This is a genomic window from Bradyrhizobium sp. SZCCHNS3016 (assembly GCF_032484535.1).
Taxonomy (GTDB): Bacteria; Pseudomonadota; Alphaproteobacteria; order Rhizobiales; family Xanthobacteraceae; genus Bradyrhizobium.
Genome location: NZ_JAUETE010000025.1, coordinates 17,435 through 30,027, shown reverse-complemented (window position 1 = coordinate 30,027; position 12,593 = coordinate 17,435). Strand labels below are relative to the sequence as shown.

Below are 12,593 nucleotides of genomic sequence, written 5' to 3'. Positions count from 1 at the left end.
AGCGGTCCGGCCATGGAAGCAAGCCCGCCGAGCGTCGCGACAGAAGAGGCGACGGCCCCACGCCGCGGCGCCGTCGCCTTCATCTTCGTCACCATCCTGCTCGACATGCTCGCGCTCGGGCTGATCATGCCGATCCTGCCGAAGCTGATCGAGAGCTTCGTGGGCAACGACACTGCGCAGGCGGCCCGCATCTTCGGCCTGTTCGGCACCGCCTGGGCGCTGATGCAGTTCGTGTTCTCGCCGGTGCTCGGCAGCCTGTCCGACCGCTTCGGCCGGCGGCCGGTGATCCTGCTGTCGAACTTCGGCTTGGCCGCGGACTACGTGCTGATGGCGCTGGCGCCGTCGCTCGCGTGGCTGTTCGTGGGGCGCCTGATCTCCGGAGTCACCTCGGCCAGCATCTCGACGGCTTTCGCCTACATCTCCGACCTGACGCCGCCCGACCGGCGTGCGGCGATCTTCGGGCGCATCGGCGCGGCGTTCGGCGCGGGCTTCGTGCTGGGCCCCGCCACCGGCGGCCTGCTCGGCGACATCGACCCGCGGCTGCCGTTCTGGGCTGCAGCCGCGCTCAGCTTCGCCAACGCGCTGTACGGACTGCTGGTGCTGCCGGAATCGCTGCCGTCAAAGCGGCGCAGTCCGTTCCGATGGCGAGCCGCGAGCCCGCTCGGCGCGCTGCAATTGCTGCGCTCGGATCGCATCCTCGGCGGACTGTCGGTCGTCAACTTCATCACCCAGCTCGCTCATGTCGTGCTGCCGTCGACCTTCGTGCTCTACGCGACCTATCGCTATGGCTGGGATACGCGCACGGTCGGGCTGACGCTGGCGATGGTCGGCATCTGCGCCATGGTGGTGCAGGGCGGGGCGGTGGGGCTGATCGTCCGCCTGCTCGGCGAGCGCGGCGCGCTGATGCTCGGCCTGTCCGCGGGGACGGTGGGCTTCCTGATCTTCGGCCTTGCGCCGACCGGGCCGTTGAGCTGGCTCGGCATTCCCGTGATGGCGCTGTGGGGCGTCTCGGGCGCGGCCATCCAGGCTTTGATGACCCGCCTCGTCCCACCGGACAGACAGGGCCAGCTACAGGGCGCGACGTCGAGCGTGCAGAGCGTGGCCCAGCTCGCAGGTCCCTTCCTGTTCACGCTGACCTTTGCCTATTTCATCGGAGCGGCCGCGCCGGCGCATCTACCCGGCGCGCCGTTCCTGCTGGCGTCGGCGTTGCTGATCGTCGCTCTCCTGATTGCGGTGCGGACGCTGTCCTCGGCAAAGAGCAGCTAGAGTAGCGCGCCGGCCTGAAGGTTCTCATCCCCTGACCCCACCGATGCAGCTCTCGCGCTCTCGCGGGACGGGGATTGCACACGCTTCAAAATAGGTCAATAATGCTGACATAAATAGCCGGATCAGGGGAGGAATATTGGTGAGCTGGAAGCCCGTCTACGCGCGCCGCGCGGATCGCATGAAGGCATCGGAGATCCGCGAGCTGCTCAAGGTGCTGGAGCGGCCCGGCATGATTTCGTTCGCCGGCGGCATCCCCGATCCCGCGCTGTTTCCTGTAGCAGCGGCGGCGCAGGTCTATGCCGATGCGCTGGCATCGCCCAACGCGGCTTCCGCTGCTCTGCAATATGCCGTCAGCGAGGGCTACGGTCCGCTTCGCCAGTGGATCGCCGAGTACATGACCGCGCAGGGCATAGCGGCCTCGCCAGACAACATCCTCGTCACCGCGGGATCGCAACAGGCGCTCGATTTTCTCGGCAAGCTGCTGCTCACGCCCGGCGATACGGCGCTCGTCACCGTTCCCACCTATCTTGGCGCGCTGCAGGCCTTTTCGGCCTACGAGCCGCGTTACGATTCGATCGGTCCACGCGCTGCGAACCGCACCCCGGCCTCCTACGCGGACGAAGCCGCGAAAGAAGCTGCGGGGGCGCGCGTGAAGTTCGTCTATGTCGTGCCGGACTTTGCCAATCCGACCGGTGAGACGCTGTCGCGTTCGGCGCGCGCCGATGTCCTGGATCTCGCCGGCGAGCTGGACGTGCCGGTGTTGGAGGACAGCGCCTATTCTGCCTTGCGTTTCGACGGCGACGAGATGCCGTCGCTGCAGTCGTTGGACGTCCGTCGCCGCGGCTCGCTCGATGCTTCCCGCGTCATCCATCTCGGAACGTTCTCGAAGACGGTCGCGCCGGGCCTGCGCATCGGCTGGGTTTGTGCATCGCGCGCCATCATCAGCCGTCTCGTCCTCATCAAGCAGGCGAGCGACCTCAACGTGTCAGCGATCAATCAGATCGTGATGCACAGGCTCGTGAAAGACGGAGGGCATGCCGGGCTGATTGCACGGGCGCGCGCGCATTATCGGCTCAAGCGCGATGCGATGCTGAGGGCACTCGAGGCACAGATGCCGTCAGAAGCGAGGTGGACGCGGCCCGACGGCGGGTTCTTCGTCTGGCTCACCTTGCCGGACGGCGTGTCCGGTGCCGCCTTGCTCGACCGGGCCATGAATCAGGCCCAGGTGGCGTTCGTTCCCGGGGCAGCCTTCTTCCACGACGGCAGCGGCACCAACACGATCCGCCTGTCCTATTCGCTGCCCGAGGAGGCCGTGATCGAGGAAGGCATCGGCCGCCTCGCGAGTCTGCTGCGCTGACGATGACGTGATTCTGCGCAGCGAATGTCGTATCGTCTGCGCAGCGGCACTGGCGGGACGCGATGCTAATCCACCGCATCCCGCATCGGAGCTATCGGCTTACTTCTTCACCAGCGGGCACTCGCTGGCCTCGAGCGGCTTGGCGGCATCCTCAGGCGCGATCTTGGCGATCAGCTTGTAGTAGTCCCACGGATATTTGGACTCTTCGGGCTTCTTGACCTCGAACAGATAGGCCGGGATCAGGCGGCGGCCGTCGGCGCGCAGCGGGCCCTTGCCGAACAGCGGATCGTCGGTCGGAATCTCCTTCATCTTGGCCACGACCTTGGCGCCGTCATGCGGATTGCCGCCGAGTGCCTCGAGCGTCTTCAGGTAGTGCAGCGCGCCGGCGTAGACGCCGGCCACCGTCATCGACGGCATCGTGCCCTTCGGTGACAGCTTCTGGAAGCGGTTGGACCAGGCGCGGGTCTGCTCGTTCAGGTCCCAGTAGAACGACTCGGTGAAGGTCAGGCCCTGCGCGACCTTGAGCCCGAGCGCATGCACGTCGTTGACGAACAACAACAGCGCGGCGAGCTTCTGGCCGCCCTGGACGATGCCGAATTCGGAAGCCTGCTTGATCGAGTTGGTGGTGTCGCCGCCGGCGTTGGCAAGGCCGATGACCTTGGCCTTCGACGATTGCGCCTGCAGCAGGAAGGACGAGAAGTCCGCGGTGTTGAGCGGATGCTTGACCGAGCCGAGCACCTTGCCGCCACTGCTGGTCACGACTGCGGAGGTGTCGCGCTCCAGCGCATGGCCGAAGGCGTAGTCCGCGGTGAGGAAGAACCAGGTATCGCCGCCGGCCTTGGTCAGCGCCTTGCCGGTGCCATTGGCGAGCATGTAGGTGTCGTAGGTGAACGAGATCGTGTTGGCGTTGCAGGCCTTGCCGGTGAGGTCGGCAGTGGCCGCGCCGGAGTTCAGGAGGATCGAGTTCTTCTCCTTGACCAGATTGGAGACGGCCAGCGCCACGCCGGAGTTCGGCGTGTCCATGATCACGTCGACCTTCTGGGTGTCGATCCACTGCCGGCCGATGTTGACGCCGACGTCGGGCTTGTTCTGGTGGTCGCCGCTGATGACCTCGATGGTCCAGCCCTTGGCCTTCAGGCCGGAATCCTCGACCGCCATGTTGACGGCTGCGACCGAGTTGGGCCCGCCGATGTCGGCATAGAGGCTGGACATGTCGTTGAGCACGCCGATCTTGACGACCTTGTCGTCGGCGAAGGCGGAGCCGGCAAAGCTGAGCGTGGTGGCAGCAAGCAACGCGGCCATCCGCCACGTATGAGACGTCGTCATCGAAGTCCTCCCTGGTGTCGTGTCACGGCGGGGCTTCTTGGGCGCCCTTTGCCGTCAGTCTCCCTGGATAGCCGGTCTTGTGAGTTGCGGCAATGCGCCAAAAGGCGCGAGACGCGCCCAAGGTTTGTGCGTTTCGCTTGAGCGTTAACGCAGGGCGTCCGAGGTCAGCCGGAATTTCTGGATGCGCTTACCGGCGTCGACCTCGGCGGTATAAGCGTTGCCCTGCCGGTCGACAGCCATCGCGTGCACCCAATGGAATTGGCAGGCCTTGTCGCGCGTCCGCGTCGTGCTCGCGTCATGGCGGTCTTTCCCGATGTGTGCTGCGGTCATCCGCTTATGAGCGCAGTCCATCGCGGGCATGGCGGGGTGTCAATCGTGCGGGGGACGCCGATCGGCAGGCTCAGACGGGCGCCTGCTCCACAGCTTCCTTTTTCGGCGGCGTCCGTAACGTCGGCGGCCGCAGAAAGCGCGTCAGCATGAGCCGCAGATGCTCACTGCTCTGCTTGATATCGACCGCCGGATTGCGGATCGGCAGCGCACGTGCGCCGTCGACGATCACGAACAGGATGTTCGCGGTCGCCTCCGGATCGAGGCCGGGATCGACCTCGCCGCGGCCCTGTGCCTTGGTGAGGAAGTCGACCAGCAACGCCCGCATCGCGCGCGCATGCGCGTGGACGATGGCGGCAAAGTCGGCATTGCGGCAGGCCTCGGCCAAGGCCTCGGCGCTGAGGACCTGGGCCTGTGGCTGGTGAATGCTGGTGCTCTCGAGCTCTTGCACCAGGGCGTCGATCACGTCGGGCGAGGCCAGGATTGCCTGGAGGCGCGATGCAGCGTGGCTCAGATTCTGCTCGACCAGCGCCTGGATCATCGCCTCCTTGCTGGGAAAGTAATGATAGAGGTGGCCCGGGCTGATCTTCGCCGCAGCGCAGATGTCGGTGGTGCTGGCGCCGTGGAATCCGTTCCTGACGAAGCACGACAGGGCGGCCTGGAGAATCCCCTGGCGCTTCTGCTCGTGCTTGACCGGATCGACCTTTCTCATCGCGCGTCCCGTCGGGCCAACTCTCGCCACATTCGTCGTTTCCGCCAACTGCTCGTAATATAAAATAATATTTCTCACCGCTCTAATCTAGAGAATTTGATCTAGTTTAGTTGGACAAGCGCTGCTGCTTGTGAGACTTAATTAGAGTGAGCTATCTATCAATGGGCCTCCCCGCTACGATGCGTCTCGCTCCGCTGAAGTCGACGGCCCTGATTTCCCTGGCGCTGGCAACGGCCGGCTGCGCCACTGCTCCGCTCGAGCGGGCCGGCTCGCTCAAGAATTACGATCGCCTCGTCGATGCCAACGGCTTGGTGACGCGCGCGCAGATCAAGGCCAACAAGAAGGAGCTGCTCGAGGCCAAGACGATCCGGATCGAGCCGACCGCGTTTCCGCCGCGTCCCGACATCGCCCTCGACGAGAACGAGCGCAAGCTGGTGGCCAACGTCATCAGCCGCGAAATGTGCCTGCGTCTCAGCGAGCGATTCCAGATCGTCGGACCCCGCGAGGAGGCGGATCTGACGGTCAAGGCGACCGTCACCCATGCTACGGCGACTAACGCGACCGCATCGGCAGCCTCGCAGGCGGCGTCCATCGCCAAGAGCGTCGCGCTGCCGGGCGTTCCCGTGCCGGTGCCCCGGCTGCCGGTCGGGCTCGGCACGCTGTCCGTCGAGGCCGAGGCGCGCGACTTTGCCGGCTTCCAGAAGGCCGCGATGGTGTGGGCGCGCGGCGCCAACTCGGTCTCCAATGCGCGGATGGCCAATGACGGCGACGCCTACGACCTCGCTTCCGAGTTCGGCGCCGACTTCGCCAAGCTGGTGTCGACCGGCGAGTCGCCGTTCGGAGGAGTCCCGTCGCTGGCCTCGCTGCCTTCGGTGTCGAGTGTGCCGGCCAAGCTGGGTGGCGCTCCCAAATATGCCGCATGTGAGCAGTACGGACGCTTCCCCGGCCTGAAGGGCTTCGTCGGTGCCGGTCTGGGCCTGCCGCCGGGCTGGACTGACAAGGGCGCCGACGAGGCCAGGCCGGACGCGCCACAGCCGTCGCCGGAGATCGCAAGCGTGGAGCAGCAAGCGTCGCGATGAAGTCTGCCGCCTCGTTCCGCGCGCTTGTCCCGCGTATCCTGCTCGCGTTCGCCGCGTCGCTGTTGCTGGCGGCCTGCGCAGCCATCATGCCGCGCAACGCGCTGCCGGAAGCGGCTGCCGTCAGCGCCGACCCGGTCGGCTTCCGCAACGTCCGCTACTGGGGTGATGAGCCGGCGCCGCGCTTTGCCGAGGCCGCGATGTCGCGCGCATCGGCCGAAATCCCGATCTCGCGTCCGCTGAATTTCCTCGCGATCTCCGGTGGCGCCGAGAACGGTGCGTTCGGCGCCGGGCTTCTGGCCGGCTGGGGCGAGGCCGGGAATCGGCCATCGTTCGACATGGTGACGGGCGTCAGCTCCGGCGCGCTGATCGCGCCGTTCGTCTTCCTGGGGCGCGAACACGACGACAAGCTGCGCGAGATCTTCACCGCCTATGAGCGCAAGGACATTTTCACGGTCAACATTCCCGGCCTGCTGCAGGGCTCGGCACTGGCCGACAACACGCCGCTGTCGCGGCTGATCGAGAAATATGTCGATCGCGAGTTTCTCCGCGACGTTGCGCGCGAGAGCAGCAAGGGCCGGGTGCTGCTGGTCGGCACCACCAATCTCGATGCGCAGCGTCCGGTGCTGTGGGACATGGGCCGCATCGCAGCAGCCGATACGCCAGAGGCGATCGCCCTGTTCCGTCAGGTGCTGCTGGCCTCCGCGACCGTGCCGGGCGCCTTCGCCCCCGTTCGCATCAAGGTGCGGATCGGTGACAAGGATTACGACGAGCTGCATGTCGACGGCGGTGTCACCCGGCAGGTGTTCATCGGTCCCTCGGTGCTGCGCCTCGTCTCCGGCCGCGGCCCGCGCAGGAGCGTGAGCGGCGCACATCTCTACGTCATCCGTAACGCCCGCATCGATCCGCAATGGGACAGCGTCGGCGCCGACGTGCTCTCGGTGACGCAGCGCTCGCTGTCGACCCTGATCAAGAACCAGGGCATCGGCGACATCTACCGCATCTACTCGGTGGCGAAGTTCAACGGCATCGACTTCAACCTCGCCAGCGTGCCGGCCGATTTCCAGGTCAAGGCCGACGGCCCGTTCGATCGCACCTACATGACTGCGCTGTTCGATCGCGGCCACGACATGGGCCAGCGCGGCTATCCCTGGGTGAAGAGCCTGCCGGGCCTGCAGTCCAACGAGCACGGCATCACGGCGCAGGGGACCACGCGCACCATGGCCGCGGCCGCGCGATGAACTTCCGGCAGACCTGCTTGCCATTTGCGCGACACGCGACCCTGCGTTCGGCGCTCGGGAGCGCGGCGCTGTTGACGTCCGTGCTGCTCGGCGGCTGCGCGACCTCGGGCACGACGCCATCGTCCGACACGGCGCAGTACGGCAATACGTACAACTATCTCCCGGTGAACGACGTGCCGCATGACGATCAGCGCCCGGTGCTGACGCCGGAGCAGCAGGAGAAGCTGCGCAAGGAGCTGACGGCAGTGCGCGATCGTCAGGCGCCGGCTGCGGCGAAGGCGTCTGCGGACAAGGCTGCGGCGGCCAAGCCTTCCGCGGCGAACTCTGCTGCCGCCAATCCGACCGCAAGATAGTAACGAGATTCCGGATTCAAGGCCTGCGGCCTTGCCCCGGAATGGCGGTGGTTGCGCAGGGCTACGCCGGCGGCTGGAAGCTCTTCAGGGTGCGCGTCTTGTACTCGTAGAGCTTGCCGGTCTCGGTCCACGACGGCAGGCACATCGGCACGATGAACTCGGCGACCTGCTCGGGCGTTTCGAGCGTCATCGGATCCTCGCCGGGGAACACCGTGGCGCGCATGCGGGTCCGGATCGGGCCCGGGCTGAACAGGTTCACGCGCAGCGGCGTCCGCTCGGTCTCGTGCGCCCACACCCGTGCCAGCGTCTCCAGCGCGGCCTTGGTGACGGCGTAGGGGCCGAGATAGGCCTGGGCCTTGTGGGCGGCGCCTGACGTGAGAAACACCGCGCGGCCGGCGTCGGAGGCCTTCAGCAGCGGCTCCATGCAGCGGATCAGCTGGAAGTTGGCGGAGAGGTTGACGGCGACGACATCGTTCCAGGGCTTCAGGTCGATATGGCCGAGCGGTGAGGAGGGGCCGGGCACGGCGGCATTGCCGACGAGAATGTCGAGCTTGCCGTGGCGCTCGTGCAGCGCGGCGCCGAGCCGAGCGATGCCGTCGCTGTCGGTCATGCTGAGCGGCACCAAGGTGGCGCCGTTGCCGGTCTCTTTCCGGATCTCGTCGTCGAGCTCCTCCAGCCCGCCCTGGGTGCGGGCAACGGCGACGACATGCGCACCGGCGCGGGCGAGCGCGCGGGCGGTCGCATGGCCGATGCCGCGCGAGGCGCCGGTGACGAGGGCAATACGGTTGGCGAGGGGAAGGGTCATGGTCGCAAATCTCTGACGTCGTCGTCCCGGCGAAAGCCGGGACCCATACTCCGCGGCGGTTATGAGGGAGTTGGCTGTCTGTGGCTAGTCCTGCCCGCCAAGGACGGCTGGCGATGATGGGTCCCGGTTTCGGCCGGGACGACAGCTCACTATGCATCGTCATTCCGGGGCGAGGCCGCAGGCCTCGAACCCGGAATCTGGAGATGATACGGGGATCAGCAAGCTCGGGATTCCGGGTCCGATGCTGCGCATCGCCCCGGAATGACTGTGTGTGGAAAGAACCTCAGCTCGCCTCGGCCAACAGCGACAGCTGATGCTGGGTCGACTCGACCATCGCCTGGTCCGTGAGGTGGGTCGGATAGCTGCCGGTGAAGCAGTGGTCGGAGTATTTCGGTGCGGCCGGATCACGTGCCGGCTCGCCCATGGCGCGGTACATGCCGTCGATCGACAGGAACGCCAGCGAGTCGGCGCCGATCAGCTCGCGCATCTCCTCGAGCGAATGCGTCGCCGCCAAGAGGCCGCCACGGTCCGGCAGGTCGATGCCGTAATAGTCGGGGTAGAGGATCGGCGGCGAGGCGAGGCGGAAATGCACCTCCGTGGCGCCGGCGTCGCGCATCATGCGCACGATCTTGCGCGAAGTGGTGCCGCGCACCAGCGAGTCGTCGATCAGGATGATGCGCTTGCCCTCGATCGCGGCGCGGTTGGCCGAGTGCTTCATGCGCACGCCGGATTCGCGAATCGCCTGGGTCGGCTGGATGAAGGTGCGGCCGACATAGTGATTGCGGATGATGCCGAGCTCGAACGGCACGCCGGAATGCTGGCTGTAGCCGATCGCCGCCGGCACGCCGGAGTCCGGCACCGGCACGACGACGTCGACGTCGGGATGGCTCTCGCGCGCGAGCTGCGCGCCGAACGCCTTGCGCACCTCGTAGACCGAGCGGCCGCCGACCACGGAATCGGGCCGCGCGAAATAGATGTATTCGAACACGCACGGACGCGCCGGCTTCGGCGGGAACGGCTTGTGGCTGTGCGCTCCGGTCTCGTCGAAGATCACGACCTCGCCCGGCTCGATGTCGCGGATGTAGCGCGCGCCGATCATGTCGAGCGCGCAGGTCTCCGACGCCAGGATCGGGCAGCCTTCGAGCTCGCCATAGACCAGCGGGCGGATGCCGAGGGGATCGCGGGCGCCGATCAGCTTCTTGTTGGTCATGCAGACCAGCGAGTAGGCGCCTTCGAGTGCGCGTAGCGCCTCGATGAAGCGATCGATGAAGTTGGTGCGGCGGGAATGCGCGACGAGATGCAGGATCACCTCGGTGTCGGTGGTCGACTGCATGATGGCGCCGGCGCGCACCAGCTCGCGGCGCAGGGTGAGGCCGTTGGTGAGGTTGCCGTTGTGGCCGACCGCGAAGCCGCCGGCATTGAGCTCGGCGAACAGCGGCTGCACGTTGCGCAGGATGGTCGCGCCGGTCGTGGCGTAGCGGACGTGGCCGATCGCGGCATTGCCGGGCAGGCGCTCGATCACCTCGCGGCGGGAGAAGGTGTCGCCGACGAGACCCAGGCGGCGCTCGCTGTGGAAGCGCGCGCCATCGTAGGAGACGATGCCGGCGGCTTCCTGGCCGCGATGCTGGAGCGCATGCAGGCCGAGCGCGGTGATCGCGGCGGCGTCATTGTGCCCATAAATGCCGAACACGCCGCACTCTTCGCGCAGCGTGTCTCCGTCAAGGTCTGGGTCTCTGAGGTAGGCTTGAGGTCCGAAGTCCAGATCCGCGTGGGAGTCCATTTGGGCTTCGCCGGAAGAATCGTGGTGCTGGTCCATCGCGCCTCTCTTCTGGGCTTGGCTCACTTGGCCGCGGGTTTCTCGATCAGCTTCTTCAAGCTGTCGCGGGCAGGCTTGCTGTACCCATCGCCGCCCACTCCGGGCGACTCGGTGTCAGTCTGGTCGTCGTCCGGCTTGTTCTTCTTGAATTTCTTTAAAATGGTGTTCTCGGGATCATCAGGCAAGAGCGACATCAGCCAATCCCCGGTTCCCTGCAGGACCACGCGGGACTTGGCGCCGGTGACCCAGTCCGGACGCTGCTTGTCCGGCACCAGCCAGCTGAAGAACAGGAAGGCGACGACGACGATCAGGAGGCCACGGCCCAGTCCGAACAGGAATCCCAGGGTGCGGTCGAGCGCGCCGATGCGCGAATCGAGGATCATGTCGGAGATCTTGACCGTGATCACCGAGACGATGAGCAGGGTGCCCACGAAAGTACCGGCAACGACGACGACGCTGGCGACGGTATCGTTGTTGAAATAGGTCTTGGCGGTCGGCAGCAGCTTCGAGAATGAATAAAGCGTGACCAGGGCCGCCGCGCCCCACGCGGCGATCGACAGTATCTCGCGCATGAAGCCGCGGACCATCGCTAGCAGCCCCGACACCAGCATCACGCCGAGCAGGATGAGATCGAGGATCGTTATCGGCATCGGCTGCTCAGGTCCGCTTGTCAGGTCCAAGGTTCGCTTCGAATTGACGGAGGACCGCCCCTCCAGGCGGAGGAGAGCAGGGTTCCCCGGCAAGTCCGGACGCTGCACCATCCCGCGTGGGCGCCCGGTTGCGGCGTTGTATAGCGGCGAGTCACGCGAACGTCACGGTCCGGCTAGCCGTCCTGGCGGCGGAATCTCGCTGGTGTGGCATTTTTTTCGGCATGGCTGGGGCCACGGCGGCCCTGCTCACCCTCGTCCCGGCTGCCGTCGTGGCGGGCGCGGGGCGTGCCGCGCGCGGCGATGTCGGCGACCAGGCTGGTCAATCCGCCGACGGTATTGAGGCTGAGCCCGGCATCGCCGCCGGCCTCGCCGCGGGCGCGCTCCGGCAGCACGACGCGGCCGAAGCCGAGCTTGGCGGCCTCCTTCAGCCGCGCCGAGGTCTGCGCCACCGGGCGGACCGCGCCCGACAGCGAAATCTCGCCGAAATAGACCGCATCGGGCGGCAGCGGCGCGTTGACCAGCGAGGAGACCAGAGCTGCGGCAGCGGCGAGATCCGCCGCCGGCTCGTTGATGCGCAGGCCGCCGGCGACGTTGAGATAGACGTCGTGGCCCGACAGCTTGACGCCGCAATGCGCCTCCAGCACGGCCAGCACCATGGACAGCCGGCTCGGATCCCAGCCGACGACGGCGCGACGCGGCGTGCCGAGCGAGGTCGGTGCCACCAGGGCCTGGATTTCGACCAGCACGGGGCGGGTGCCCTCGATCCCGGCAAAGACCGCCGTGCCGGGGCTGCCGAGATCGCGCTCGGACAGAAACAGCTCGGAGGGGTTGGTGACCTCGCGCAGGCCCAGCCCCGTCATTTCGAACACGCCGATCTCGTCGGTCGGGCCGAACCGGTTCTTGACGGCGCGCAGGATGCGGAACTGCTGCGAGCCCTCGCCCTCGAACGACAGCACCGCGTCGACCATGTGCTCGACGACGCGGGGGCCGGCGATCTGGCCGTCCTTGGTGACGTGGCCGACAAGGATGATGGCGGCGCCGGATTTCTTGGCGAAGCGAATGAGCTTCTGCGCCGAGGCGCGCACCTGGGTGACCGTGCCCGGCGCCGATTCGACGGTGTCGGTCCACATCGTCTGGATCGAATCGATCACGATCAGTCGCGGCACGCCGCCTTCGGACAGGGTCGCGATGATGTCCTCGACCGAGGTCTCAGCCGCCAGTTGTACCGGCGCATCCGCAAGCCCGAGGCGCTCGGCGCGCAGCCGCACCTGGGCGACAGCTTCCTCGCCGGAAATGTAGACGGCGCGATGGCCGGCGCGCGCCAGCATCGAGGTCGCCTGGGTCAGAAGCGTCGATTTGCCGATGCCGGGATCGCCGCCGACCAGCAGCACCGAGCCGCGCACGAAGCCGCCGCCGGTGACGCGGTCGAGCTCGGTCATGCCCGACGACAGCCGCGGCGCGTCGATGCTCTTGCCGGTCAGCGATTCCAGCTGGAACGTGCGGCCCTTGCGCTTGGAGCGCAGCGACACCGGCGCGGAGGTCGCGCCCGTCGTGTCTTCCTCCGCCAGCGTGTTCCACTCGCCGCAGGCCTCGCATTTGCCCTGCCAGCGCGAATAGGCCGCGCCGCAGTTCTGGCAGACGAAGGAGAGCGTGGTCTTGGCCAT

Annotated in this window: 12 protein-coding genes; 5 read left to right on the top strand and 7 right to left on the bottom strand. The window is 66.9% G+C overall.

Features of this window, described 5'->3' with window-relative positions; translation table 11 throughout:
* Positions 1-12: 12 nt before the first annotated feature.
* Positions 13-1,266 carry a TCR/Tet family MFS transporter gene (locus QW881_RS30925; protein ID WP_315755776.1) on the top strand — a complete coding sequence of 418 codons (1,254 nt, stop codon included), beginning with the start codon at positions 13-15 and terminating at the stop codon, positions 1,264-1,266.
* Between the two features lie 136 nt (positions 1,267-1,402).
* Positions 1,403-2,623, top strand: coding sequence for a PLP-dependent aminotransferase family protein (locus QW881_RS30920; protein WP_315755775.1), 1,221 nt, complete (start codon positions 1,403-1,405; stop codon positions 2,621-2,623).
* 99 nt (positions 2,624-2,722) lie between these two features.
* Here the strand turns inward: QW881_RS30920 and QW881_RS30915 are convergent, their stop codons facing one another.
* The 3 genes from QW881_RS30915 to QW881_RS30905 form a co-directional block, all read right to left on the bottom strand.
* Positions 2,723-3,949: an ABC transporter substrate-binding protein gene (locus QW881_RS30915; protein WP_315755774.1), complete on the bottom strand. Its 1,227-nt coding sequence runs from the start codon at positions 3,947-3,949 to the stop codon at positions 2,723-2,725.
* A gap of 144 nt (positions 3,950-4,093) precedes the next feature.
* Positions 4,094-4,309, bottom strand: coding sequence for a hypothetical protein (locus QW881_RS30910; RefSeq protein ID WP_315755827.1), 216 nt, complete (start codon positions 4,307-4,309; stop codon positions 4,094-4,096).
* A 40-nt stretch (positions 4,310-4,349) separates the two neighbouring features.
* Complete coding sequence (locus QW881_RS30905; RefSeq protein ID WP_315755773.1) at positions 4,350-4,988, bottom strand: TetR/AcrR family transcriptional regulator; 639 nt, start codon at positions 4,986-4,988, stop codon at positions 4,350-4,352.
* A 161-nt stretch (positions 4,989-5,149) separates the two neighbouring features.
* Here QW881_RS30905 and QW881_RS30900 point away from each other — a divergent pair, with 161 nt between their 5' ends.
* Genes QW881_RS30900 through QW881_RS30890 form a run of 3 tightly spaced genes read left to right on the top strand, consistent with a single transcriptional unit; the run spans position 5,150 to position 7,658 of the window.
* Positions 5,150-6,067 (top strand): DUF3313 family protein, encoded by a 918-nt coding sequence (locus QW881_RS30900; protein WP_315755772.1) that lies wholly within the window; start codon positions 5,150-5,152, stop codon positions 6,065-6,067.
* Positions 6,064-7,305 (top strand): patatin-like phospholipase family protein, encoded by a 1,242-nt coding sequence (locus QW881_RS30895; RefSeq protein WP_315755771.1) that lies wholly within the window; start codon positions 6,064-6,066, stop codon positions 7,303-7,305. The genes QW881_RS30900 and QW881_RS30895 overlap by 4 nt, the downstream gene beginning before the upstream one ends.
* A gap of 17 nt (positions 7,306-7,322) precedes the next feature.
* Entirely contained in the window at positions 7,323-7,658 is a 336-nt protein-coding gene (locus QW881_RS30890; RefSeq protein ID WP_316159227.1) for a hypothetical protein, read from the top strand.
* A 61-nt stretch (positions 7,659-7,719) separates the two neighbouring features.
* On the opposite strand, the gene QW881_RS30885 is transcribed toward QW881_RS30890, so the two are convergent.
* From QW881_RS30885 to radA, 4 genes are all read right to left on the bottom strand, one after another.
* Positions 7,720-8,463 (bottom strand): SDR family NAD(P)-dependent oxidoreductase, encoded by a 744-nt coding sequence (locus tag QW881_RS30885; protein WP_315755770.1) that lies wholly within the window; start codon positions 8,461-8,463, stop codon positions 7,720-7,722.
* Between the two features lie 283 nt (positions 8,464-8,746).
* Entirely contained in the window at positions 8,747-10,243 is a 1,497-nt protein-coding gene (gene purF, locus QW881_RS30880) for an amidophosphoribosyltransferase (RefSeq protein WP_315739370.1), read from the bottom strand.
* A 59-nt stretch (positions 10,244-10,302) separates the two neighbouring features.
* Positions 10,303-10,929, bottom strand: coding sequence for a CvpA family protein (locus tag QW881_RS30875; protein ID WP_315739453.1), 627 nt, complete (start codon positions 10,927-10,929; stop codon positions 10,303-10,305).
* A gap of 173 nt (positions 10,930-11,102) precedes the next feature.
* Complete coding sequence (radA, locus tag QW881_RS30870; RefSeq protein WP_315777465.1) at positions 11,103-12,593, bottom strand: DNA repair protein RadA; 1,491 nt, start codon at positions 12,591-12,593, stop codon at positions 11,103-11,105.